20 protein-coding genes are annotated in these 22,831 nt (G+C 64.1%); 7 read left to right on the forward strand and 13 right to left on the reverse strand.

What is annotated here, in order from left to right; all coding sequences use genetic code 11:
• Nucleotides 1-12: 12 nt before the first annotated feature.
• The 6 genes from IEX32_RS00910 to IEX32_RS00935 are packed head-to-tail and all read right to left on the reverse strand — an operon-like array spanning nucleotide 13 to nucleotide 3,848.
• On the reverse strand, nucleotides 13-330 hold the full coding sequence (locus IEX32_RS00910; RefSeq protein ID WP_188767290.1) for a hypothetical protein: 318 nt from the start codon (nucleotides 328-330) through the stop codon (nucleotides 13-15).
• Nucleotides 331-337: 7 nt separating this feature from the next.
• The gene (locus tag IEX32_RS00915) at nucleotides 338-1,756 is read right to left on the reverse strand and encodes an NAD(P)(+) transhydrogenase (Re/Si-specific) subunit beta (RefSeq protein ID WP_188767292.1); all 1,419 of its coding nucleotides are present in this window, start codon (nucleotides 1,754-1,756) and stop codon (nucleotides 338-340) included.
• Nucleotides 1,756-2,073 (reverse strand): NAD(P) transhydrogenase subunit alpha part 2, encoded by a 318-nt coding sequence (locus tag IEX32_RS00920; protein WP_188767294.1) that lies wholly within the window; start codon nucleotides 2,071-2,073, stop codon nucleotides 1,756-1,758. The genes IEX32_RS00915 and IEX32_RS00920 overlap by 1 nt, the downstream gene beginning before the upstream one ends.
• Entirely contained in the window at nucleotides 2,074-2,583 is a 510-nt protein-coding gene (locus IEX32_RS00925) for an endonuclease domain-containing protein (RefSeq protein WP_308421010.1), read from the reverse strand.
• A gap of 1 nt (nucleotide 2,584) precedes the next feature.
• Complete coding sequence (locus tag IEX32_RS00930; protein WP_188767297.1) at nucleotides 2,585-3,718, reverse strand: NAD(P) transhydrogenase subunit alpha; 1,134 nt, start codon at nucleotides 3,716-3,718, stop codon at nucleotides 2,585-2,587.
• A 7-nt stretch (nucleotides 3,719-3,725) separates the two neighbouring features.
• Nucleotides 3,726-3,848 (reverse strand): aa3-type cytochrome c oxidase subunit IV, encoded by a 123-nt coding sequence (locus tag IEX32_RS00935; RefSeq protein ID WP_188767299.1) that lies wholly within the window; start codon nucleotides 3,846-3,848, stop codon nucleotides 3,726-3,728.
• 252 nt (nucleotides 3,849-4,100) lie between these two features.
• Between IEX32_RS00935 and IEX32_RS00940 the strand changes: the two genes are divergently transcribed.
• Together IEX32_RS00940 and IEX32_RS00945 are read left to right on the forward strand one after the other, a co-directional pair.
• Nucleotides 4,101-5,525 carry a sigma-54-dependent transcriptional regulator gene (locus tag IEX32_RS00940; protein WP_188767300.1) on the forward strand — a complete coding sequence of 475 codons (1,425 nt, stop codon included), beginning with the start codon at nucleotides 4,101-4,103 and terminating at the stop codon, nucleotides 5,523-5,525.
• A gap of 130 nt (nucleotides 5,526-5,655) precedes the next feature.
• On the forward strand, nucleotides 5,656-6,411 hold the full coding sequence (locus IEX32_RS00945) for an SDR family NAD(P)-dependent oxidoreductase (protein ID WP_188767302.1): 756 nt from the start codon (nucleotides 5,656-5,658) through the stop codon (nucleotides 6,409-6,411).
• A 67-nt stretch (nucleotides 6,412-6,478) separates the two neighbouring features.
• On the opposite strand, the gene folP is transcribed toward IEX32_RS00945, so the two are convergent.
• From folP to rnhB, 3 genes are all read right to left on the reverse strand, one after another.
• Nucleotides 6,479-7,594, reverse strand: coding sequence for a dihydropteroate synthase (folP, locus tag IEX32_RS00950; RefSeq protein WP_188767304.1), 1,116 nt, complete (start codon nucleotides 7,592-7,594; stop codon nucleotides 6,479-6,481).
• 71 nt (nucleotides 7,595-7,665) lie between these two features.
• Nucleotides 7,666-8,799, reverse strand: a complete 1,134-nt coding sequence (locus tag IEX32_RS00955; RefSeq protein WP_188767306.1) for a site-specific DNA-methyltransferase — start codon at nucleotides 8,797-8,799, stop codon at nucleotides 7,666-7,668.
• A gap of 287 nt (nucleotides 8,800-9,086) precedes the next feature.
• On the reverse strand, nucleotides 9,087-9,710 hold the full coding sequence (rnhB, locus tag IEX32_RS00960) for a ribonuclease HII (RefSeq protein ID WP_188767308.1): 624 nt from the start codon (nucleotides 9,708-9,710) through the stop codon (nucleotides 9,087-9,089).
• A 10-nt stretch (nucleotides 9,711-9,720) separates the two neighbouring features.
• Between rnhB and IEX32_RS00965 the strand changes: the two genes are divergently transcribed.
• Together IEX32_RS00965 and IEX32_RS00970 are read left to right on the forward strand one after the other, a co-directional pair.
• Complete coding sequence (locus IEX32_RS00965) at nucleotides 9,721-10,890, forward strand: PQQ-dependent sugar dehydrogenase (RefSeq protein ID WP_188767310.1); 1,170 nt, start codon at nucleotides 9,721-9,723, stop codon at nucleotides 10,888-10,890.
• Between the two features lie 53 nt (nucleotides 10,891-10,943).
• Nucleotides 10,944-11,462, forward strand: a complete 519-nt coding sequence (locus tag IEX32_RS00970) for a GNAT family N-acetyltransferase (RefSeq protein WP_188767312.1) — start codon at nucleotides 10,944-10,946, stop codon at nucleotides 11,460-11,462.
• Between the two features lie 51 nt (nucleotides 11,463-11,513).
• On the opposite strand, the gene IEX32_RS00975 is transcribed toward IEX32_RS00970, so the two are convergent.
• Nucleotides 11,514-12,443, reverse strand: a complete 930-nt coding sequence (locus IEX32_RS00975) for an ROK family protein (protein WP_229735766.1) — start codon at nucleotides 12,441-12,443, stop codon at nucleotides 11,514-11,516.
• Between the two features lie 439 nt (nucleotides 12,444-12,882).
• On the opposite strand from IEX32_RS00975, the gene IEX32_RS00980 reads away from it, so the two are divergent.
• Together IEX32_RS00980 and IEX32_RS00985 are read left to right on the forward strand one after the other, a co-directional pair.
• The gene (locus tag IEX32_RS00980; protein ID WP_188767316.1) at nucleotides 12,883-15,600 is read left to right on the forward strand and encodes a TonB-dependent receptor plug domain-containing protein; all 2,718 of its coding nucleotides are present in this window, start codon (nucleotides 12,883-12,885) and stop codon (nucleotides 15,598-15,600) included.
• Between the two features lie 88 nt (nucleotides 15,601-15,688).
• Nucleotides 15,689-17,857: a PKD domain-containing protein gene (locus IEX32_RS00985; protein WP_229735767.1), complete on the forward strand. Its 2,169-nt coding sequence runs from the start codon at nucleotides 15,689-15,691 to the stop codon at nucleotides 17,855-17,857.
• A gap of 41 nt (nucleotides 17,858-17,898) precedes the next feature.
• Here IEX32_RS00985 and IEX32_RS00990 read toward each other — a convergent pair whose 3' ends face one another.
• Genes IEX32_RS00990 through IEX32_RS01000 form a run of 3 tightly spaced genes read right to left on the reverse strand, consistent with a single transcriptional unit; the run spans nucleotide 17,899 to nucleotide 21,669 of the window.
• Nucleotides 17,899-19,278: a mannitol dehydrogenase family protein gene (locus tag IEX32_RS00990; RefSeq protein ID WP_188767318.1), complete on the reverse strand. Its 1,380-nt coding sequence runs from the start codon at nucleotides 19,276-19,278 to the stop codon at nucleotides 17,899-17,901.
• Nucleotides 19,275-20,684 (reverse strand): glucuronate isomerase, encoded by a 1,410-nt coding sequence (gene uxaC / locus IEX32_RS00995; protein WP_229735769.1) that lies wholly within the window; start codon nucleotides 20,682-20,684, stop codon nucleotides 19,275-19,277. The genes IEX32_RS00990 and uxaC overlap by 4 nt, the downstream gene beginning before the upstream one ends.
• A gap of 13 nt (nucleotides 20,685-20,697) precedes the next feature.
• Nucleotides 20,698-21,669 carry a FadR/GntR family transcriptional regulator gene (locus IEX32_RS01000; RefSeq protein ID WP_308421011.1) on the reverse strand — a complete coding sequence of 324 codons (972 nt, stop codon included), beginning with the start codon at nucleotides 21,667-21,669 and terminating at the stop codon, nucleotides 20,698-20,700.
• On the opposite strand from IEX32_RS01000, the gene manD reads away from it, so the two are divergent.
• Nucleotides 21,601-22,809 carry a D-mannonate dehydratase ManD gene (gene manD, locus IEX32_RS01005; protein ID WP_188767322.1) on the forward strand — a complete coding sequence of 403 codons (1,209 nt, stop codon included), beginning with the start codon at nucleotides 21,601-21,603 and terminating at the stop codon, nucleotides 22,807-22,809. The genes IEX32_RS01000 and manD overlap by 69 nt on opposite strands.
• The last annotated feature ends 22 nt before the right edge of the window (nucleotides 22,810-22,831 follow it).

Here is a 22,831-nt window from a genome sequence, read left to right on the forward strand (position 1 = left end):
CGCAGCTCCGCCCTAGCGAGCCAGACCGGTGGAACACAAGGCCAGCGACGTGGTGGCCACGACAATGACTTCGCGGTCGTCGATCTGTTCGACCGCATTAACCCAGTCACCGAGCCGTTCCTTTTCGCCGTCGAGCGCCTGCAGATTGGCAAGCTGCGGTGGGCTGAGGCGCCTGGCGATACGGCGGGCCGTGCAATCCGCACCCTTCTCGCTCATCCCCGTTTCGGTCAAAGCGCTGCGGATCCGCCATTCGGCATACACCGGCACTGCGAACCGCCAGACCATGAACAGAATGCCCGCGAGGACGGCGAGGCGGATCACCAGCTTCATGAACCCGTCAAAGCGCCTTGATGATTTCCTCGACCATCTTCTTGGCATCGCCCAGCAGCATCATCGTCTGGTCCATGTAGAAGACGTCGTTGTCGACACCGGCATAGCCCTGTCCGCCCATCGAGCGCTTGATGAAGAAGATCGTCTTGGCCTTGTCCACGTCGAACACCGGCATACCGTAGATCGGCGAGGACTTGTCGGTCTTGGCGGCCGGATTGACGACGTCGTTGGCGCCGATGATGAACGCCACGTCCGCCTGCGCGAATTCGCCGTTGATGTCCTCCAGCTCGAAGACTTCGTCATAGGGCACGCTGGCCTCGGCGAGCAGGACGTTCATGTGGCCCGGCATGCGGCCCGCGACCGGATGGATCGCGAACTTCACGTTGACGCCTTCCTCCTTGAGCAGGTCGCCCATCTCGCGAAGCACATGCTGCGCCTGGGCGACGGCCATGCCGTATCCGGGGATGATGATGACGCTTCCGGCTTCCTTCATCAGGAAGGCCGCGTCCTCGGCCGAGCCGCGCTTCCACGGGCGCTGCTCCGCCGAGCCGCCGCCTCCGCCGCCGTTCTCGGCCCCGAAACCGCCGGCGATCACCGAAATGAAGCTGCGATTCATGGCCCGGCACATGATGTATGAGAGGATCGCGCCCGAGGAACCGACCAGCGCGCCGGTGATGATCATCGCCGTATTGTGCAGCGTGAAGCCCATCGCCGCCGCCGCCCAGCCCGAATAGGAGTTGAGCATCGAAACGACCACCGGCATGTCCGCACCGCCGATCGGGATGATCAGCAGGAAACCGATGAGGAAGGACAGCGCGACGACTGCCCAGAACATCCCGTTCTCGCCCGGTCCCGCGTTCGCGGCCACGGCGAAACCGGCGGTCAGCGCGAGGATCAGCAGCAGAGTACCGAGATTGATGACATGGCGCGCCGGCAGCAGGATCGGTGCGCCGCTCATGTTGCCGTTGAGCTTGGCAAAGGCGATTACCGAACCGGAGAACGTGATGGCGCCGATCGCGGCGCCCAGCGCCATCTCGACGCGGCTGACGGCCAGGATGTTGCCGTCACCGCCCAGGATGTCGAAGGCGCCCGGGTTGAGGAACGCCGCCACCGCGACGAGCACGGCGGCAAGCCCGACCAGCGAGTGAAATGCAGCGACGAGTTGCGGCATCGCCGTCATCTGGATGCGCCGGGCGATAACGAAGCCCACCCCGCCGCCGATCGCGATGGCCCCGACGATCTCGGGCAGGCTGGCGATGTCATGCGTGATCAGCGTTGTGGCGACGGCAATGGCCATGCCGATCATGCCATAGCGATTACCCCGCCGCGAAGTCGCCGGTGAAGAGAGGCCGCGCAGCGCGACGATGAAACAGACGCCGGCGATCAGATAAGCGACGGCGACCCAGGGATTGACCGCATGTTCCATCAGGACTTGCCCCCCTTCGCGCCATTCTGCGCCGGCCCCTTGTCCTTCTTCTTGTACATCGCCAGCATACGCTCGGTAACGGCGAAGCCGCCGAAGATATTGACGCTGGCCAGCACCACCGCGCCCAGGCCCAGCCACTTCGCCAGCGGGCTACCGGCAGCGGCGCTCGCCACCAGTGCGCCGACGACGATGACGGAGGAGATCGCGTTGGTCACCGCCATGAGCGGCGTATGCAGCGCCGGGGTCACCGACCAGACAACGTAATAGCCCACGAAGCAGGCAAGCACGAAGATCGACAGGATCGAGATGAAGTCCATTCAAAAGCTCCGAACAGATCCTCCCCCCTCGGGGGAGGTGGCAGCGCGCAGCGCTGACGGCGGGGGCGCGGCCACGCACATCGTGACAATCGACTCGGCAACACGCTGCGGGTCGCGCAGAACGTCGGATGCGGGGATTCGAAGCACAGTCAGTCCGGTTGCCTGCAACCAGGCGTCGCGAACGTCATCGCGTGCAGGCCGGGCGCCCATGTCATGCGCGATACCGTCAACTTCGACGATGGTTCTGGCGGAATCGCAGTAGAAATCGGCCACGAATGTCCCGATCGGGTGCTGGCGACGAAACTTGAGACCCAGCGGCATGGTTCTGAGAACACGCCAAAGCAGCACCTCGGGCAGCGACATCTCCGACCAAAGCCGTTTGTCCGAACGCAGGGCCTTTTCCGTATGGTTGCGCATCAGTTCAATGCGAGCGCGCAGCCGCACCCCCTCCACCACCGCTTCGCGGCGGTCCCCCTCCCCCGGTGGGGGAGGATCGGGCGTGCTGGACATCTCACCCCAAAAGCCTCGCATTCACAACCTTGCCGCCCCGGGTCAGCCGGATGGCATCGCCGATTTCCTCGTCGAGCACCGGCCCGCCCTGTTCCTTGTCCCAGAATGCCGAGACAAAGTTGAACAGGTTGCGCGCATAAAGCGCGGAGGAATCCGCCGGCAGGTGCGCGGGCGTGTTCGAGAAGCCCATGATCTTGACGCGGTGCCTCTCGACCACCTCATCGGCCACGCTGCCCTCGACGTTGCCGCCCTGGGCGACCGCGAGGTCGAAGATCACGCTGCCCGGCTTCATGGTCGCGATCTGCGCGTCGGTGATGAGGCGCGGCGCGGCCCGGCCGGGAATCAGCGCGGTGGTGATGACGATGTCCTGCTTGGCGATATGGCCGGATACCAGCTCGGCCTGCGCCTTCTGGTACTCCTCCGACATTTCCGTGGCATAGCCGCCAGTGCCCTCGCCCTCGATCCCGGCGACGTTCTCGACGAAGATCGGCTTGGCGCCGAGCGAAAGTATCTGCTCCCTGGTCGCCGCGCGCACGTCGGTCGCGGAGACCTGGGCGCCGAGGCGGCGGGCGGTGGCGATGGCCTGAAGACCCGCGACGCCCACCCCCATGATGAATGCCTTGGCGGCGCTGACAGTGCCGGCGGCGGTCATCATCATCGGAAAAGCGCGGCCGTAGGTATCGGCGGCGGCGATCACCGCCTTGTAGCCGGCAAGGTTCGACTGCGACGAGAGAACGTCCATCGACTGCGCGCGCGTGATGCGCGGCATGAATTCCATCGTCAGCGCTTCCAGACCCGCCGCCGCGTAGGCATCGATCCGATCGCGCCGAACAAAGGGATCCAGTATCGCAACCACCCAGGCGCCGGGCTTCACGCCCGACAGCAGGCCCGCTTCCGGTCCCTGCACGCCGAAGACGATGTCCGCGCCGCGCAGCACCTCGTCCGCCGGGCCGACATGCGCCCCGGACGCCCGATAGTCCTCATCCGAGAAGCTGGCGATAGCGCCCGCGCCAGCCTCGACGGCTACTTCGGCGCCGAGCGCAACAAGCTTCTTCACCGTTTCGGGCGTTGCCGAAACACGCGTCTCTCCTGCCGCCCGTTCCTTCAGAACGGCGATCCGCCGGCTTTGTGACACCGGCAAATCAGGCGATCAGGGCAACGACGACTGCCACGACCACGATACAGATGGCCGTCCCCCAGGTCGTGGCCTTGATAAAGCCGTTATACGTCTCTTGCGCCGCTTTCATGTGGTTACCCGAGGCCATGAAACCCATTCCCCCAATAGAAGTGTGAATTACGGGATCGTCCTCTAGCCGTGAGTGACGCAAGGCTCAAGTACCAAGCCATGTGATCCGGTTTCCGCGATCCAAGATGGGGGGGCGGCGCAGCAGCCGAATACAGTCGAAACTTGTCCGAACGACGAATTTTCAAACAGATGCTAGGCTTAATCCCGTCTTTACCCGATTGCCCTATCACTGGGCGACCACACCGAATTGGTCAGGACGGAAAACGGGTAAATGGCGGACCTGGAACAGCGCCTTCTCATGCTCATCGACGATGAGCCTGCGCAAAGCCGACTGATCTCGGCGCTGGCCTCGCGCGAGGGCTGGCGCACAATCGTCGCGCGCGACGCGGAGACCGCGATCGCCACGCTGGGTACGCGCGAGGGCATGTTGCTCTCGGCGATCATCCTGGACCAGTGGGTGCCCGGCGATGACGCCTGCGCCCTGATTTCGGAACTGAAATCGCGCCGTCCGGCCCTTCCCATCCTGATGCTGACCGCCAGCACATCACCGCTGCTTGCGGTCGAAGCGATGCGCGCGGGGGCAGCCGACTATCTCGTCAAGCCGGTCGCGCCCGACCGGCTCATGCAGGCCCTCCGTTCGGCCACCACGCGCGAGACGCCGCGCGACGAGCTGGCGCCGCTGACCGAGAAAATGCCTTCGAACCCCGATTTCGAATCGATGATCGGGGCCTCGCCCAATTTCCGCAAGGCACTCGCCGTCGCCGCCAAGGCCGCGCGTGGGCACGGCCATGTGCTGATCGAGGGCGAAAGCGGCACGGGAAAGGAAATACTGGTTCGCGCCATGCATGCGGCCAGTCCACGCGCCAAACTGCCGCTCAGGATCGTCAATATCGGCGGAATGCCCGGAAACTCGATCGAATCGGTACTGTTCGGCCATGAAAAGGGCGCGTTTCCCGGCGCCTTCGACCGGCAGATCGGCGCCCTCCAGCATTGCGATGGCGCGACCCTCGCTCTCGACGAGGTCGATCGCCTGCCGCTCGCCGTCCAGGAACGCCTGCTTGAATCGATACGGCGCTCCGACGTACGCCCGATCGGAGCGCGTCATTCCTTCCGGATAGACGTGCGGATCATCGCCGCCAGCAACCTGCCGCTCCAGGACCTTGTCTCCGGCGGCCACTTTCTGCCCGAACTGCTCGAGGCCCTTTCGCCGACCAAGGTGGACCTGCCGCCCCTGCGCGAGCGGACCGGCGATATTCCCGCGCTCACCCGTTTCTTTCTGGCCCGCATCGGCGAGCAGCCAGGCCTGCGCGAGCTCGGCATCACAGAGGGCGCGCTCTCGCTGCTGGCCGCCTACGACTGGCCGGGCAATGTGCGCCAGCTCCAGGCGGTGCTGTTCCGCGCGGCGGTGTTCTGCGACGGCGACGCGCTCACCTCGGAAGACTTTCCACAGCTTCTCAACATTCTGGGCACAGGCTTGTCCACAGTGGCCGGCAACCCGATGCAGGAAAGCTCGGGCGTCATGCTCTACACGCCAGACGGCAACCTGCGCCCGCTCGAGGAAATCGAGGCCGACGTGATCCGCCTCGCCATCGGTCTCTATCGCGGACGAATGACCGAAGTCGCACGGCGCCTGGGCATCGGCCGATCGACGCTCTACCGCAAGCTGAGCGAACTCGGGATCGACAACGCCGCGTGATCGCGCGATAATCCGCCATAATCTGCGAGGGAGTTTCCAGACTTGGTCCAGTGACACCGCCACGGCGGCCACTTTTTCACCGCCGCGGCCGATGGCCGCGCTACGGACCATGTCATTCGAAGGAATTTCCATGCCCTGTTTCAGTGGCAAGACCGCCCTCGTCACCGGCGCGGCATCAGGCATAGGCGCGGCCTGCGTCGCGTGGCTTGCTGCGCGGGGAACCGCACGCTTCCTGCTCGTCGATCTCGATGCGGACGGGCTGGACCGGATCAATCCCGGCGGCGAGGTTCTTCGCTTCGCGGGTGATGTCGCCGACCCCCGACTATGGCGGAAGGTGGCGGACAGCCACGGCGTAGTCGACTTCGCGGTGCTCAACGCGGGGTGCGCCGACGCCGCGCCGATCGCGGATATCGATTTCCAGCAGTGGCGGCGCGTGCTTTCCGCCAACCTCGACGGCATGATACTCTCGCTGCAATGCGCGATGCGCGCCATGGCCGCGACAGGCGGTAGCATCGTGCTGACCGCTTCGGTCAGCGGCATCAAGGCCGAGCCGGGAACAGCCGCCTACGGCGCGAGCAAGGCCGGCGTGATCCAGCTTGCGAAAGTTGCCGCCAGGGAAGGCGCGCCGCAGGGCATTCGCGTCAATGCCATCGCACCCGGCGGGGTCGACACGCCGATCTGGGATCAGGTGCCGATGTTCCAGGATCTCGTCACGCAGCAGGGCAGCAGGGAGGCGGCAATCTCTGCGATGGGCCAGATGGCAACGCCGCTCGGCCGCTATGCGCGGGCCGATGAGATCGCCGCGCAGGTCGGCTTCCTGCTTTCCGATGCTGCCGCGACGATCACCGGCGCAGTGCTGGTAAGCGACGGCGGGTACAGCCTATAGAGGGATGAGGAACGATGAAGCCGGCCGCTTTCATCCCGCGCCCGGAACGAAGCGTGCTGAAAATTCCTCAGTCGTCCGGCAACTGGGAAAAATCGGTCAGGGCCGCATCGCGCATGCCCCGCCAGACGTGCGCGGCCTGAACGGTTTCCGGAACGTCATGGACACGCAGGATATGCGCCCCGGCATCCATGGCCCTGAGCGCAAGCGTGATCGAGCCGCCCAGCCTGCGGTGCGCGGGCGCTTCGTTCGACAGGGCGCCGATCATCCGCTTGCGGCTTGCGCCTACAAGGAGCGGATGGCCAAGCGCATGGAACAGCGGCAGCGCATTCATCAGCGCAAGGTTTTCGGCCAGGGTCTTGCCAAAGCCGATGCCGGGATCGAGCACGATCCCTTCAGGCGCGATCCCCGCGGCGAGCGCACCGTCGCGGCATTCGCGCAGCCAGTCGAAGACGTCGAGCACGACATCGGCATAATCGCCGCCGGCATGCAGGTTCTCACCCTTGCCCGGCGCGTGCATGAGCACGACCGGCGCGCCGGAAGTCGCCGCCAGTTCCAGGCTGCGCGGATCGTAGCGCAAGGCCGAAACGTCGTTGATGATATGTGCGCCAGCGGCAAGGCTCGCTTCCATGACGGCAGGACGGCGCGTGTCGACGCTGATCGCCGCGCCCATTGCCGCCAACCGCTCCACCATCGGCACAACGCGCTTGATCTCGTCACCTTCCCAGACGGCAGCTGCACCGGGCCGCGTCGATTCGCCGCCCACGTCGATGATCGCCGCCCCGGCTTCCAGCATGGCGGATGCGTGATCGCCGGCAACTTGCGGGTTATCGAGAAACTCGCCGCCGTCGGAAAAACTGTCGGGCGTCATGTTGAGGATGCCCATGACCTGCGGCTGATCCAGCCGGATGGTGCGCTGTCCGCACTTGAGGGGGGCATGGGCGTTCCGCAGGTTGGTCCACTGCGCTTGCGCTTCGGCGCCGAGATCGGCGGGTAGCGACGCCATGACGTCGGAAATACCGGCGGCCGAGGTCCGAATGCGCGAGACGACTTTGCCATTTTCACGGACGATCACCCCGAAACGGCTGGCCCAGACCATCGAGCCGCCGAGACGCACGGCCTCGCCCTCCTCGCTCTGCGGGCTTTCGGCAAGGGCGATGGGGCGGATGTAGAGCTTGCGGGTCATGAGCTCTCCCTTAGCCATTCGGTCCGTCATGCTGAAACAGGTTCAGCACGACGAAGTATCGCAGGGTTTCCTCAAGGCTCCGTCGCGAGCAGGTAGAGCTGGCGGATCGCATCGAGCGGCTTGACCTCGCCCTCGTGCTCCAGATGCCAGAAGGTCCACCCGTTGCACGACGGCGCACCCTGAAGCTGCGCGCCGAGGCCATGGATCGAGCCGTTGGCATCGCCCGCGACGAGCGAACCGTCGATCCGCACGGTGGCAACGAAGCGGCGCTTCTTGTCCATGACTTGCGTACCCGGCGCGATCCAGCCGGTTTCGACAAGCGTGCCGAAGGCGACCTTGGGGGCGGTGCGCTTGGACTGCATCGTCCGAAGCGCGGATTCGTCGAGCGGCAGCGCCATCTCGATGCGTTCCACGGCGGCATCGCGATAGACGCTTTCGCGCTCGCAGCCAATCCAGTCGCGGCCAAGGCGCTTCGCGACCGCGCCGGTAGTTCCGGTGCCGAAGAACGGATCAAGCACCACGTCGCCCTTGTTGGTCGTCGCCAGCATGACCCGGTAGAGCAGCGCTTCGGGTTTCTGCGTCGGGTGAACCTTGGTGCCACCCTTTTTCAGACGTTCCTGACCGCCGCAAATCGGCAGGACCCAGTCGGAGCGCATCTGCAACTCGTCATTGAGCGTCTTCATCGCGCGATAATTGAAGGTGTACTTCGACTTTTCGCCCATGGAGGCCCAGATCAACGTCTCGTGCGCGTTGGTGAAGCGCGTGCCCTTGAAGTTGGGCATCGGGTTGACCTTGCGCCAAACGACGTCGTTGAGAATCCAGAACCCCATGTCCTGCATGATCGCGCCGACACGGAAGATATTGTGATACGAGCCGATGACCCAGATCGCCCCCTCTGGCTTGAGCACGCGCCGCGCCTCGGTAAGCCAGTCGCGGGTGAACTGGTCATAGACGGCGAAGCTGGCGAACTTGTCCCATTCGTCGGTAACGGCATCGACCTGGCTGCCGTCGGGCCGAGAGAGGTCGCCGCCAAGCTGCAGGTTATACGGCGGGTCGGCGAACACCATGTCCACGCTGGCGTCCGGGATGGTACGCATGGCCTCCACGCAGTCGCCCGGGATGATCTGGCCCAGCGGCAGCAGTTCCTTCGGCACCGGCGCAGGCGCGCGCGCGCGGATCTTCTCCTTGACGAGTACCTGCCCCATGGCGTTTTTCCGAAGTTCCTCATGTAACCAGATTGTGGATAGCCTCTGGTTTGAGTCTTTCGGGACTCGCCGTCAAGTCGCGACTCGCCTGAATCCCTTACGATTCAGGCGGACCGTGCCGAAGAACAAAACGAATCCGGCACTTCATGTTGCGTGTCGGCAGAGAAATGCGACTCAATATATGGTGACTGCGGCAGGCAGGACCCGGACGCAAAAATATTCTCGGACCTCAAAAGATCAGAAGAACCGCGCGCGATCCGTTCCGGCGAAACCATGCCGTGTCTCGCTTACAGCGGCATCTCCAGCTGCGCGACGGGGGCGAAGCTGCGCCGGTGGTGCACGCTGGGACCGTGCAGGCGAAGCGCCTCCACGTGTTCCGGCGTACCATAGCCGACATTGCGCTCCCAACCGTAGTGCGGGTGCGCTTCGGCAAGTTCGCGCATCATCCTGTCGCGGTGTTCCTTGGCGATGATGGAGGCTGCGGAAATGCATGGTTCGAGCGCATCGCCGCCGACGATCGGGCGGGCTTTCCAGCGCCAATCCGTGCAGCGCCCCTGCGGCGTGAGGTTGCCGTCGACACGCACCTCGTCGGGCTCCTCGCCCAGTTGCTCGCAAATGGCCGCCACGGCGCGGGTCATCGCCAGCATCGTCGCCCCGAAGATATTGAGCCGGTCGATCTCCTCGACTTCGACCACTCCCACCGCCCAGCGGCAGCGACGCTTGATAACTTCCTCGAGCTGCAACCTTCTGGCCGCTGAGAGTTTCTTGGAATCGTCCAGGCCGGACGGACGCGGCTTGCACAGCACGACCGCGCCGGCCACAACCGGACCAGCCAAAGGCCCGCGCCCGGCCTCGTCGACTCCGATGACGATGCCTCCGGTGCGAGCCGCCAGTCGCGAAACAATGCTCATTCAGGTGCCCATGAGATTCGGAACATTCCTGACCCTGCTATCGCCCGCCCCTCTCCTCGTCGCAAGCTGCGGATCGGCCGCGACCGGGGATAATGCCGGGCCGGAAGCCGCCTCCGGAACACCCTTCGCCGTGGAAGAGATGGCGCGGTTCGACGAACCGTGGGCCATGGATTTTGACGAAACGACGGGCGCCCTGATCGTTACCGAGAAGCGCGGAAACATCCGCCTGCGCCTTGCCGACGGCAGACTGGGCACGGTTGCCGGCGCACCCGACGTCGAGGATCGCGGTCAGGGCGGATTGGGTGACATCAGGTTCGCTCCCGGACAGAGCGGACCGACGCTCGACGGGCGCGTGGTCTACCTGAGCTGGGCCGAGGCAGGCGAAAGCAATACACGCGGCGCGGCGCTCGGCAGGGGGACGCTGGCATGCCCCCGCGAGACCGAATGCTCCCTGGAGAACCTGCAGGTGATCTGGCGTCAGGTGCCCAAGGTGACGGGGCACGGCCATTACTCGCACCGCATCGCCTTCTCGCCGGACGGCCGATACCTCTTCGTCAGCTCGGGCGACCGCCAGAAGCTGACGCCGGCGCAGGACCTTTCCAACACGCTCGGCACGATCCTGCGCCTGCTGCCTGACGGCGCGCCGGCACCGGGCAACCCCTGGGCGGACAAGCCTTCGCCGACGAACCAGATCTGGAGTTACGGGCACCGCAACGTGCTCGGTCTCGACTTCGACGAGCAAGGACGCCTCTGGGGACTCGAACACGGCCCCAGAGGCGGTGACGAGCTCAACCTGATCAGACCCGGACGGAACTACGGCTGGCCGCTCGTCTCGAACGGCGTACATTACGATGGCAGGCCGATCCCCGACCATCGCACGCGGCCGGACCTTGCCGCGCCGGCGATAAGCTGGACCCCGGTTATCGCGCCCGGAGACTTCATCTTCTACTCGGGCGAGGCGTTCCCCGAATGGAAAGGCCAAGCGATCATCACCGGGCTGGTCGCGAAAGGCCTTGTCCGCGTCAGGATAGAAGGCGAAAAGGCCGTCGAGGTAGCGCGCCATCCCTTCGACCACCGTATTCGCGAGATCCGCCAGGGGCCTGATGGCGCGCTCTGGCTGCTCGAGGACGGCGATGAAGCGGGTGCCGGCCGCTTGCTCAGGCTGACTCCGGCGGCCTGAGCAAGCGCAAATTGAATCGACAAAACCGCGTGCCCCACCTATCGGCGCGCGCGATGTCCGACCATGCCACCATAATCCCGCTCGACAATGTCGACCCCGCTCTCATCGAGGAACTCCTCGACCGCGCGTTCGAACCCGAGCGACACAAACGCACCGCCTACAAGGTGCGCGAGGGCCAGGACTGGCTTCCGGCGCTGAGCTTCGCCGCGCTCGACGCGAACGAGATGCTGGCCGGCACGATCCAGTGCTGGCCGGTGGCGCTGACCGACCCGGAGGGCCGCGCCCATCCCATGATCATGGTCGGCCCCGTCGCGGTTCTGCCCGATAAGCAGAACATGGGCTTTGGCAGGGCGCTGATGGCGGCAAGCATGGCAGGCATAGACAGTCGTGCGCCGCTGCCGCAGGTCATGGTCGGCGATCCCGAGTATTACGGTCGGTTCTGGGGCTTTACCAACGAGTGGACCGGCGGCTGGGACCTGCCCGGCCCCTTCGACAGGCGCCGACTGCTGGTGCGTTGCGAGAACCCGGCGGTACTGCCCGAACGCGGCACGCTCGGCCCTTGGGCGCGGTAGATCGCGCCCGCTCCTTGCCGTGCTTGAATGGGGCCATCCGCCCCTTGGCCCTCACCAGGAACCATAGAGCTGCTCCAGAACCATGGCCGCAGCGCCTCTCGCAAAGGCGCTGTCGTCAGTTTCCTTGAACGTCACCCTGCCCAGATCCCGCAGAAGCGGAAGCGTGTCCCGGTGCAGCGCCTCGAAGAACGGGCCGGAAACGAAGTCAACCAGATCGGGGCTCTTTGTGAGAACGATGACGCGTTCGGGGGCCCGCATGTTGATATGGTTCGCCAGTGCACGGCCCAGATAGCGCCCTCCGCGTGCGATCAGATCGACGACCTCCCTGTCGCCGGACCTCGCCCTGTCTATCAGCGCCGCGAACCGGTTACGGATTGCGGGAATCCCCGGGCGCGCTTCGCCCGCAATCTCGGCTGCCTGGTACACGATCGCGCTGATGGAGCTGTAGGCCTGCAGGCAGCCATGCGCTCCGCAGCCGCACGGCCGCCCCCCTTCCGGCACGATCTTGGTGTGGCCGAGCTCCGCTGCGATACCGTGGCTGCCGAGAAGAAGCTGGCCCTCGTGATAACGCGCCGCGCCTAGTCCCAGGTCCAGCAGAACAACCATGAAGTCGGCCACACCGGTGCCTTCGCCAAACCAGTGCTCTGCCCGGGCAAGAAGATTGATGCTGTTGTCCACCCGCGTCGGAATTCCGAGTTCACGTTCGACTGTCAGCGCAAACGGAAACGGCGCGCCCGTAAACGTCTGAAGATGCTCCACCGTTCCATTGCGGCTGTCCACTATTGCCGGAAGGCCAATGCCAATCTGGGCAACGCGATCAGCGGGGATCGGGCTCGCCGCGATCGCGTTGGCTATCGCCTCGGCGAATTTTTGCGCCAGATCCGTCAAGGTGCCGTTTGAATTCAACTCATCGCGATGAGACGAGACGATATGTCCCCTGAGGTCGGCGATCTCTGCCAGCAGATCCCCGTCATCGGTCATCGTCGCGCCGACTACGAATGCACCTTCGGGATTGATCCTGAGATTGATCCTGGGCCGCCCGCGACCGGGTGAAGCCAGCTGTTCCTCTACAATCAGGCCGCGCGCGACCAGGTCCCGTACTATGGAAGTGATGGTGGCCCCGTTGAGACCCGTAAGCCGCGCAAGCGCCGTTCGCGACACGGGCTCCGCGGCACGCAGCTTCTTGAGCACGGACAGGCGATTGAATGCGTGATCTGACATGCGCATGGCGCTGCTTTCCAGACTTTGCGAAGAGGAACAAGCGCGGCGTCTGTTTTATTTTACGACGCAAAATAAATTTGACAGGATCGTAACTCCGCCATAGCGCCATTTCACGGCGCAGGGATCTCAAGCCTGTCAGACGAAGCAGCGGCTGCAAGTGCACCGGCCCGCGCCAGGGAAAGAACATGAGGGAGGCAATATGTTCACCAGCTCCATTGGTCTTGGATTACGTATTTCAGCGATCAGCAGCGTTGCCGTTGCTGCTCTCGTCCCGGGGCTCGTCCTGGCGCAGGAGAGTGCGGACGAGCAGCAGGACGACATGGAAATCGTCGTCACCGGCACACTGATCCGCGGTCAGGCGCCGGTCGGCTCCAACCTTATCGACCTGGGCGAACAGCGTATCGAGGAAACCGCCTCCTCATCGGCCAACGAGCTGCTGGCCTCGGTGCCGCAGGTCACAAACTATTTCAACAGCGTACCCGCGGCCGACCTGGCGATTGCGGTAAACCAGATCCAGATCACGCGGCCCAATATCCGCAACATCTCGCCCAACGCCGCCGCCAGCTCCGGCACGCTTATCCTGGTCGACGGTCACCGGATCGCGACCGCAGGCACAAGCCAGGCATCTGTTGATCCCGACGTCATTCCGCTCGGTGCCATTCAGCGCGTCGACGTCGTCACGGAAGGCGGTTCGGCAATCTACGGCGCAGACGCGGTTGCCGGCGTGATCAACTTCGTCACAAAGCGCCGTTTTGACGGCGTTGAAGTCGATGGCCAGTACGGCTTCGCCGACGACTACTGGCAGACCGCGGTGAACGCCACGGTCGGCAAGGACTGGGGTTCGGGCTCGGCCTACATCGCGTACAGCTTTTCCAAGTCGGACGAACTGTTCGGACGCGACAGGGATTTCATTCGCCGTCTCGACTACAGCTCCATGCCTTATGTGCCGCTCGGCCGCGAGTGTGAGCTGCCGAACCTGACGGTGAACTACACCATTTTCGGCTTCAATGTTCTTAGCCTCGCAGCCGGCGCCCCGAATTTTGTGCCTGGCAGCGTCAATGCCTGTGATACGACCGACGATAGTGCGATCATCCCCGAAGTCGAAAGACACGGCGGCCTGGTGAGCCTGTCGCAGGATCTGGATGACACCACGAGTGTCGATATCCGCGCATTCTACAGTCGCCGCGACACTCTTGCGACATCTCCGCTGACAGGTCAGGCGCGGCTTCCGGCGACCTTCCCGGTACCGGCTGGTTTCCCGCCCGCAATTCCGATCGGTGGCGGGGCCTTCGCCACCCCCACCGCGTCAGGCGCGTTTAGCTTCACACCGGCGCTCGGAGACGACGCCGGCCGATCGATCACGAAAATCGAGGAATGGGGCGTCAATGCCGAGTTCAGAAAAGAACTGACGAGCACATGGGAGCTTCGCGGGCTTTTCAACTACAGCCGCAGCAACAGCGAATTTTCGTTAATCGCGCCGAACACGACACGCCTGAATGCGGCGGGACAGGCTGGGACGATCGATCCCTTCAACATTGCCGGGTCCGACCCTGCGGTAATCGCCGATATTGTCGACAACGAGCGTGCAGGTCAGGCCATCGACGATCTGACCAATCTCCGCCTCATCGCCGAAGGATCGGTTGTGTCATTGCCGGGCGGCGACGTGCGCATGGCGGCTGGCGTGGAGTACATGTACGACGCCTTCAAGCTGCGCACCGGCAACGATATTCGCATCGGCACGCTGTCGTCGACTCCCTACGATACCTACAACCGTAACGTCTACTCGGCCTTCGGCGAGCTGCTGATCCCGATCTTCGGCCCGGGCAACGCCATGGGCGGCTTCAACGCTCTCGAGATTTCGCTCGCGGCCCGCTATGACAACTACGAAGACTTCGGCAGCACGTTCAATCCGAAAATCGGTGCCACCTGGAAGCCGATCGACTGGCTGTCGTTCCGGGGCAACTGGGGCACGTCCTTCACCGCGCCGACGCCGCTCGATCAGCTTCGCTCTGCGGGCAATACGATCAGCGCTTTTCCGTTCGTCGCATTCACGAGGCCGGGCGATACGACGGCCCCGGGTTCCTTCACGGTCGCGCTGGCAGGTTCGCAACCCGATCTGCAGCCGCAAGAGGCGGAAACCTGGTCGGTCGGCTTCGATGCCGAGCCGCCCTTCATTCCCGGCCTCAACCTCAAATTGAGCTACTATAACGTCAAGTTCGAGGACATCCTTTCCACGCCTACACCAGGTGTGGGGATTTTCACGAACTTCCCCGACAACATCCAGACCGATGTCGGAGGCATCAGCCCCGATGACCTTCGTGCCTTCGGGATGCTCGCCCCGGGCGGCAGCGCTGTCGTGGAAGCACTGATCCAGAACGGCAACCTCGTGTATGAGCTGGTCGATTTCCGGACAGGCAACTTTGGCGTCCTCAAGGTCGACGGTCTCGATTTCGGCGTGAACTACCGCACCGCCACCGGGTTCGGCGGGGTCGATTTTTCCGTCGCCGGCAACTACCAGCTCAACCGCAAGTCGCAGGTGAGCGCGGAGTCACCGGTGGTTGACGATCTCGAGTTCGACACTCCGAAGCTGAATTTGCGCGCTTCGGCCGGGGTCGATGTCGGTAGCCTTCGGGCGCAGGCAACGGTGAACCATACCGCAGGATACGACATCGAGCCGTTGCAGACCGATCCGGTGCAGGACCATGTCGGCTCGTTCACCACTCTCGACCTGTTCTTCAAATACGAAGTGCCGGCGAGCGGCGCCCTGCTGCGCGATGTTGCGTTCACGCTCAACGTCAAGAACGTCCTCGACGAAGAGCCGCCGGTGTTTTTCGGAACCGGTCCCAATGAAAACGGTTACGCAAACGGCTTCACCTTCGGACGGATGTTCGTAATCGGTGTGTCCAAGAAGTTCTGAAATGTTATGAGGGCCGCCGCGCTGATGCGTGGCGGCCCTGTGCGTTTCGAAACCTTGAACAGCGCATAACGGGAGAAACGGCAACACCATGCGTACGACAACCTCGATAATCGCGCGCGCAGTTCTTGCAAGTTCATCCATGCTTGCCATCGCAGGGTGGGGAACCGCCGGGACGGCCAGGGAAGCCACGGCTCAGAGCGATGCAGAACAGGCATCCGCGCGCCTTTCCACGGCCGGCTTCCAGGCCGATGACGAGTTGTTCGCAAAGCCATATATCGACGTTGACGAATGGCGCGATACCCCGGTCCGGCACCGCTACATCCATGGCGGCTTCACCGGCACCGATACGCGTTTTTCCTTCTATTTTCCGCCCTCTCCCCAATACGAGGGCCGCTTCTTCCAGCACGTGACGCCGGTTCCCGACAGTGAAAACCTCGCCCAGCAGATGCCAGCAGGCGAGTTCAACAAGATCGGGTTTTCCGCCGACAGCGGCGCGTATTTCGTCGAGACGAACGGCGGCGGAACCATCGACCTGACCAAGGGCGCGAATGCGCTGCCCGATCCGACGATCACCGCGTACCGCGCGAACGCCGCCGCAGCGCAGTTCTCACGCCACGTCGCCGCTCAGGTCTATGGCACCGCAAAGCGCCCCTACGGCTATGTCTACGGCGGTTCCGGGGGAGCGTTCCGCACGATAGGATCGGTCGAGAATACGCAAGGCGTGTGGGACGGCGCGGTCCCCTATGTGGTGGGCTCGACAATGGCGATCCCCAACATGTTCACTGTCCGGATGCAGGCGCTACGCGTTCTCAGGGACAAGTTCCCGCCGATCATCGACGCGCTGGAACCGGGCGGAAGCGGTGATCCTTACGCCGGCCTGACCGACTACGAAGCGTCGGTTCTGCGCGAGATCGAGAAGATGGGCTTCCCGATGAAGTCCTGGTTCGGTTACAAGACCATGGGCCTGCACGGCTTTGCGGCGCTTTATGGCGGGGTGGCCGCTGCAGACCCCACCTATTTCACCGACTTCTGGACCAAGCCGGGCTATCTCGGCCGCGATCATCCTGAGTACTTTGCGCAGGACCGCATCCAATTCACCAGTTCGATTGCCGAGCCCATAACGGCCGCAGAGGCCGCCAGGATGGGACTGTCGGACGATCCCTTTGCGCCACAGGATCGTGGAGGCGTCGACACCGCGTTCAAGGGACCGCCCGAAGAAGCCGGACGGATTGTGGGATACCGGCTCTCCGAGACGCCACCGCCAAAGTACATGCTCGGCGGCGAACTGATCGTGGAAAGCGGAGCAGGGCAAGGCCAGCGGCTGATGCTGAACACACTGCGGGGCGACGTCGTGATGCTGGGCATCGTGAACCCCGCGATCGCCAGCCAGATTGCCGCGGGCGACAAGGTGACCGTGGACAATTCCAACTTTCTGGCGATGGAAAGCTACCACCGCCATCAGGTGCCCGGCCCCGATTTCCCGGTATGGGACCAGTTCCGCGACGCTCAGGGCAAGCCCATTTATCCGCAGCGGCCCATGCTGCTGGGACCGCTCTTCGTTCAGTCAACCTCGGGTTCGCGGATGACGGGCGAAGTGGACGAGAAGCTGATAATCGTCGCCTCGTTGTGGGACCGCGAAGCGATGCCGTGGCAAGCTGACTGGTACCGCAAGCGCGTTGCGGCCTATCACGGGGACAAGGCCGACGATCAGGTCCGTCTCTGGTACACCGGTCATGCGCTGCACGGCGACGAGCCGACCACCGAGGCGAAGACACAAATCGTCAGCTACGTCCCGGTTCTGCAGCAGGCGCTGCGCGACGTAGCGGCCTGGGCCGAGCAAGGTGTGAAGCCCCCGGCCAGCACGCAATACCGGATTGTCGATGGTCAGGTGATCACGCCCGAGACAGCCGCCGAACGCAAGGGCATTCAGCTGACCGTTCAACTCACCGTCGGCGGCGGAGAGCGGGCCGACGTCTCTGTCGGCGAAACGGTGCGGCTGACCGGCACGATCGCCGTCCCGCCGAGCGCAGGGTCAATCATCGCTGCGGAATGGGATTTCGATGGGGAAGGAACCTTCCCGGTCCAGTCGCAAGTGCCCGCAGGAAAACACAAGGTTACGGTTTCCGTGACGCACACCTTCGACAAGCCGGGCGTGTATTTTCCTGTTCTGAAAGGTACATCCCAGCGGCGAGGCGACAAGGCCACGCCCTATGCCCGCATAAGCGATCTCGACCGGGTCCGCGTAGTGGTGAAATAGTCCTGGGCGGCCCCGCACCTGAGCGGGGCCGGCCACACCCGTTATCTCATACCGGTCAGGGACGCCGTCAGGACTGACTTGTCGCCCTCGCTCGGTTGCCACTTCCCGGCCATGATCCCGCCGGGCGCAAAAAGGCACCCGACGATCCCTTCGGCACCGTGTTGGCGCCATGCTTCGGCGAGCTTGGGCGCCAGTGGATCATCCACCCTGCGGGCATCGCCGCGCACGTGACGCAGCCAGGCCGCAAGCGCGATCATGACCGAAGGCGAAGCCTGACCTGCTGAACTTCGCGCCGCCAGCGTTTCCAGCCAGCGCTGCGGAATCTTCTGGCTGCCGTCCATCGCGATCTGCTCAAGCCTGTGATTGAGCGCCGGATTAGCGAAGCGTTCGAGCAACGAACCCGCATAGGCACCGAGATCCTGCCCCGGCCCCGCCGCGATCGTCGGCGCGGCTTCTCCGCGCATCAGCTGCTCGACAACGGGCCGGATCGCGGGATCGGCGACGGCCTGGTGTACGAATTCGTGGCCGCGCTCCAGACCGATGTAGGCGAGTGCCGAATGCGCGCCATTGAGCATGCGCAGCTTGGCGGTCTCATAGGGCGCCACATCGGCAACGAGCTGCGCGCCGACGGCTTCCCAGCCGGGCCGGCCCGCGGCGAAGCTGTCTTCGATCACCCATTGGCTGAACGGTTCGGTGAAGACGGCGGCCTCGTCGACGAGGCCGATCGTATCGGCGAGCGTGTCGCGGTCTTCGCCGGTCGTCGCGGGAACGATCCTGTCGACCATCGTCGATGGACAGGAGCATTCCGCCTCGAACCAGTCGAGCAGACCGGGCTCCCGCGCGGCCAGATACTCGGCCATCAGCCGCTGCAACTGCCTGCCGTTCTCCGAGAGGTTATCGCAGCTCATCAACGTCAGCCCGCCAATGCCGGAAGCGCGGCGCTCGCGCATGGCGTCGGCAAGGATAGGATAGAAGCTCCCGGCATCGGCCAAGGCGATGTCGAGCGAACCGTCAGGCGCGCGGCAATAGCCCTTTTCCGTGACGGTGAAGCTGACGATCCGCGTCGAAGGCGCAATCAGGCTGGCGGCGAGGCTGGCTCGGCTGCTCGGCGCGACGAGCACTTCCCGGACCGCACCGACCAGCCGCGTCGCGGCTCCGGCGCCCGAACGTTCGGTTACGGTGTAGAGGCCATCCTGCGGGTTCAACTGCTCCGCGACGCCTGCCGAGCGCAGCGACACGCCCAGGATCGACCAGTCGCGGTCTCCCGCATCCATGGCCCGGTCCGTGTACCAGGCCTGATGAGCGCGGTGGAATGCCCCGATACCGAAATGGACGATGCCGACTCTCTGGGCATCGCGGTCGTAATCGAAGCGGGAAACGGCTGCGCTCAGCCGGGCGGCGTTCGCTGACGAAAGCCTCACAGCTTGTACGCCTGCTTGGGCAGATTGTAGGCGAGATCCACCGCGACTTCCGCGGCCTCCTCCTCCTCCATCCGGTGCTCGGCCACCAGGCGCGCCAGGAAGCCGCAGTCGATCCGGCGGGCGACGTCGTGCCGCGCCGGGATCGAGAGGAAGGCGCGCGTGTCGTCATTGAAACCCACGGTGTTATAGAAGCCGGCCGTCTCGGTCACCTGCTCGCGAAAGCGGCGCATGCCTTCCGGGCTATCGTGGAACCACCAGGACGGGCCGAGACGCAATGCCGGATAGTGGCCTGCCAGCGGCGCCAGTTCGCGCGAATAGGCGGTCTCGTCCAGCGTAAAGAGAATGATCGTCAGTTCGCGCTCGTTGCCGTAACGCGACAACAGCGGCTGCAGTGCCCGGACATATTCGGTCGCCACCGGAATATCGGCGCCCTTGTCCCGCCCGAAGCGTTCGAACAGCGACGTGTTGTGGTTGCGGAACGATCCGGGATGAATCTGCATCACGAGCCCGTCGTCGAGGCTCATGCCCGCCATCTCGGTGAGCATCTGCGCGCGGAACAGCTCGGCCTGTGCCGGCGTCGCCCGGCCGGCGGACACCACCGCGAACAGCGCTTCTGCCTCCGGGGGGGAAAGGTCCGCTGTGGCCGCGCTGGGATGCCCATGGTCGGTTGAAGTCGCCCCCATCCGCGCGAAGAATGCGCGGCGCTGGCGATGACCGGCAAGATAGCCCTGCCACGTGCGGCAATCCTCTCCGGTCAGTTCCGAAAGACGATCGAGATTGGCCTGGAAGCCCTCGAATTCGGGATCGATCACCGGATCGGGACGATACGCCGTGAGCACACGCCCCCGCCAACCGCTGTCGCGGATTGTCTGGTGGTGCTCGAGCGTATCCAGCGGGCTTTCGGTCGTCGTTAGAACTTCGATCCGGTAGCGCTCGAACAAGGCCCGAGGGCGGAATTCCGGCCGGGCCAGCGCCTCTGTTATGGTGTCGTAATAGAGATCGGCGGTTTCCGCCGTGAGGCGTACATCAAGGCCGAATACCTCTGCGAAGACCCAGTCGAGCCACATGCGCGAGGGCGTTCCCCGGAACAGGTAATAGTTCGCCGCCAGCAGGCCCCATGCCTCGCGGGGATCAACGCTTTCACCGCCCGATCCGATGCCCAGAGCCTCCAGCGCGATACCCTGCGAATAGAGCATGCGGAATACGTAGTGATCAGGCTGCAGCAGCAATTCGCTGGCATTGCCGAACGGGGCATCGGTCGCGAACCACGCCGGGTCGGTGTGGCCGTGCGGGCTGATGATGGGGAGATCGCGCACTTCCTTGTAAAGCGCGCGCGCAATAGCCCGCGTCCGGCTTTCGACGGGAAGCAGCCGGTCGGGATCGAGACTGAGCGCCTTGTTTGTCACACCTGTACTCTCATCATATCTGCGACATGCCATCAAAACGCCGCCGCTGGCTGTCAACTGACCTGCGGGCCTCGGCCAGGGCCTGTTCCTCGACCGCGAACAGCAGGTGATTGATAACCGCTTCAAGATGCGCGCGCATCGCCGCCCGGGCTGCTTTCGGGTCGCGCGTCCTCAGAGCCTCGACAACGGCCGAATGCTCTTCCACGACCGGCAGGATATTTGCCGTCCGCGCGTGTTCAAGCAGTAACTTGCACTCCGGCGAACTCCAGCGCTGCAACCAGAGCGATTCAACCGTCTTCACGACCGCAAGGTTGCGGGTCGCCCGTGCGATCGTCATGTGAAACGCCATGTCGGCGTTTTCCTCGGCGAGGCGGTGCTCGTTCTGCTGCTGGATTGCCTCGACCAGCCCGTCAAGCTCGGCGATTTCCTCATCCGTGATGTGCAGGGCAGCGAGCGCCGCGGCTTCGCCTTCGAAAAGCAGCCGTGCCTCAAGCAGTTCAAACGGACTGATCGTGAATTTCGGTGCATCGCTTTCGCCGGGCAAGCGGACAACAAACGTCCCGGCGCCGATGCGGACTTCGATGAGGCCCAGCACTTCGAGAGCGAGCATTGCTTCGCGCACCACCGGGCGACTCACGCCCATGCGGACAGCCAGATCGCGTTCGGCCGGCATCTTGTCGCCGACCGCATAGACCCCTGACTGGAACTCTTCGATCAGCCCGCCGGCAATACGCTTGTAGAGCCGCGATTCATTGCGAGCAATCGCCTGAAATCCAGCGCTCCCCCCACGCAGTTTCCCGTCAGGATCCAACATCGACATAATCTTCCTATTGCGGTCGGACCACTTTCTTGCAAGTGGTAAATGCACTATGCGTAAGGCGCCGGCCCCGGCTGCTTGATTGACTAGAGAACGAACATGAAGATTGAAACAGCCAAAGTCATCGTCTGCAGCCCCGGACGTAATTTCGTCACGCTCAAGATCCATACGGATCAGGGGGTATACGGCATCGGCGATGCAACGCTCAACGGCCGCGAACACGCGGTTGTGGCCTATCTGGAAGAGCATGTCATCCCGTGCCTGATCGGCATGGACCCGCGCCGGATCGAAGACATCTGGCAATATCTCTACCGCGGCGCTTACTGGCGGCGCGGCCCGGTAACGATGCGGGCGATCGCGGCGGTCGACATGGCTCTCTGGGACATAAAGGCCAAGATGGCCGGCATGCCCCTGTATGACCTGCTGGGCGGCAAGAGCCGTGACCGGGTGATGGTCTATGGTCACGCCAACGGGTCGGACATCGACGAAACCGTGGAGGCCGTGGGCCACTACATCGACATGGGTTACAAGGCGATCCGCGCACAGACCGGCGTACCCGGCATCAAGGACGCCTATGGCGTGGGGCGCGGAAAGCTGTACTACGAACCGGCGGACGCGGCGCTGCCATCGGTCACCGGCTGGGAGACCCGCAAGGCGCTCAATTACGTCCCCAAAATGTTCGAGAAGCTGCGCGCGACGTATGGCTTCGACCATCACCTCCTGCACGACGGACACCACCGCTATACGCCGCAGGAAGCGGCAAACCTGGGCAAGATGCTGGAGCCCTACCAGCTTTTCTGGCTCGAAGACTGCACGCCGGCGGAAAACCAGGAGGCGTTCAAGCTGGTGCGCCAGCACACCGTGACCCCGCTTGCGGTGGGCGAGATCTTCAACACGATCTGGGATGCCAAGGACCTGATCCAGAACCAGCTCATCGACTATATCCGCTGCACCATCGTCGGGGCCGGGGGCATCACGCACATGCGCCGCATCGCCGACCTCGCGGCGCTTTATCAGGTGCGCACCGGCAGCCACGGCGCCACCGACCTGTCGCCGGTGACCATGGGCTGCGCGCTGCATTTCGACACCTGGGTACCCAACTTCGGCATCCAGGAGTACATGCGCCATACCGAGGAAACCGACGCGGTTTTCCCGCACGATTACCGCTTCGAGGACGGGCACCTGATCTGCGGCGAGACGCCGGGCCACGGTGTAGACATCGACGAGGATCTCGCCGCGAAGTATCCCTACAAGCCCGCATACCTTCCGGTCGCGCGGCTCGAAGACGGAACGATGTGGAACTGGTGAGCCTGGACTGGGGCGCCTGACG

Origin of the sequence: Novosphingobium endophyticum, assembly GCF_014640675.1 — a bacterium.
Taxonomy (GTDB): domain Bacteria; phylum Pseudomonadota; class Alphaproteobacteria; order Sphingomonadales; family Sphingomonadaceae; genus Novosphingobium; species Novosphingobium endophyticum.

Bases quoted from the DNA above. Each gene is read 5' to 3' on its own strand.
- rnhB (WP_188767308.1), bottom strand. From the start codon at position 9,710: ATGAGCATTGTTTCGCGACTGGCGGCTCGCACCGGAGGCATCGTCATC.
- IEX32_RS00985 (WP_229735767.1), top strand. From the start codon at position 15,689: ATGCGTACGACAACCTCGATAATCGCGCGCGCAGTTCTTGCAAGTTCA.
- IEX32_RS00935 (WP_188767299.1), bottom strand. From the start codon at position 3,848: ATGGCCTCGGGTAACCACATGAAAGCGGCGCAAGAGACGTATAACGGC.
- IEX32_RS00975 (WP_229735766.1), bottom strand. From the start codon at position 12,443: ATGACCGATGACGGGGATCTGCTGGCAGAGATCGCCGACCTCAGGGGA.
- IEX32_RS00970 (WP_188767312.1), top strand. From the start codon at position 10,944: ATGTCCGACCATGCCACCATAATCCCGCTCGACAATGTCGACCCCGCT.
- IEX32_RS00925 (WP_308421010.1), bottom strand. From the start codon at position 2,583: ATGTCCAGCACGCCCGATCCTCCCCCACCGGGGGAGGGGGACCGCCGC.
- IEX32_RS00920 (WP_188767294.1), bottom strand. From the start codon at position 2,073: ATGGACTTCATCTCGATCCTGTCGATCTTCGTGCTTGCCTGCTTCGTG.
- IEX32_RS00940 (WP_188767300.1), top strand. From the start codon at position 4,101: ATGGCGGACCTGGAACAGCGCCTTCTCATGCTCATCGACGATGAGCCT.
- manD (WP_188767322.1), top strand. From the start codon at position 21,601: ATGAAGATTGAAACAGCCAAAGTCATCGTCTGCAGCCCCGGACGTAAT.
- IEX32_RS00945 (WP_188767302.1), top strand. From the start codon at position 5,656: ATGCCCTGTTTCAGTGGCAAGACCGCCCTCGTCACCGGCGCGGCATCA.
- IEX32_RS01000 (WP_308421011.1), bottom strand. From the start codon at position 21,669: ATGGATCTTGAGCGTGACGAAATTACGTCCGGGGCTGCAGACGATGAC.
- folP (WP_188767304.1), bottom strand. From the start codon at position 7,594: ATGACCCGCAAGCTCTACATCCGCCCCATCGCCCTTGCCGAAAGCCCG.
- IEX32_RS00955 (WP_188767306.1), bottom strand. From the start codon at position 8,799: ATGGGGCAGGTACTCGTCAAGGAGAAGATCCGCGCGCGCGCGCCTGCG.
- IEX32_RS00915 (WP_188767292.1), bottom strand. From the start codon at position 1,756: ATGGAACATGCGGTCAATCCCTGGGTCGCCGTCGCTTATCTGATCGCC.
- IEX32_RS00980 (WP_188767316.1), top strand. From the start codon at position 12,883: ATGTTCACCAGCTCCATTGGTCTTGGATTACGTATTTCAGCGATCAGC.
- IEX32_RS00910 (WP_188767290.1), bottom strand. From the start codon at position 330: ATGAAGCTGGTGATCCGCCTCGCCGTCCTCGCGGGCATTCTGTTCATG.
- IEX32_RS00965 (WP_188767310.1), top strand. From the start codon at position 9,721: ATGAGATTCGGAACATTCCTGACCCTGCTATCGCCCGCCCCTCTCCTC.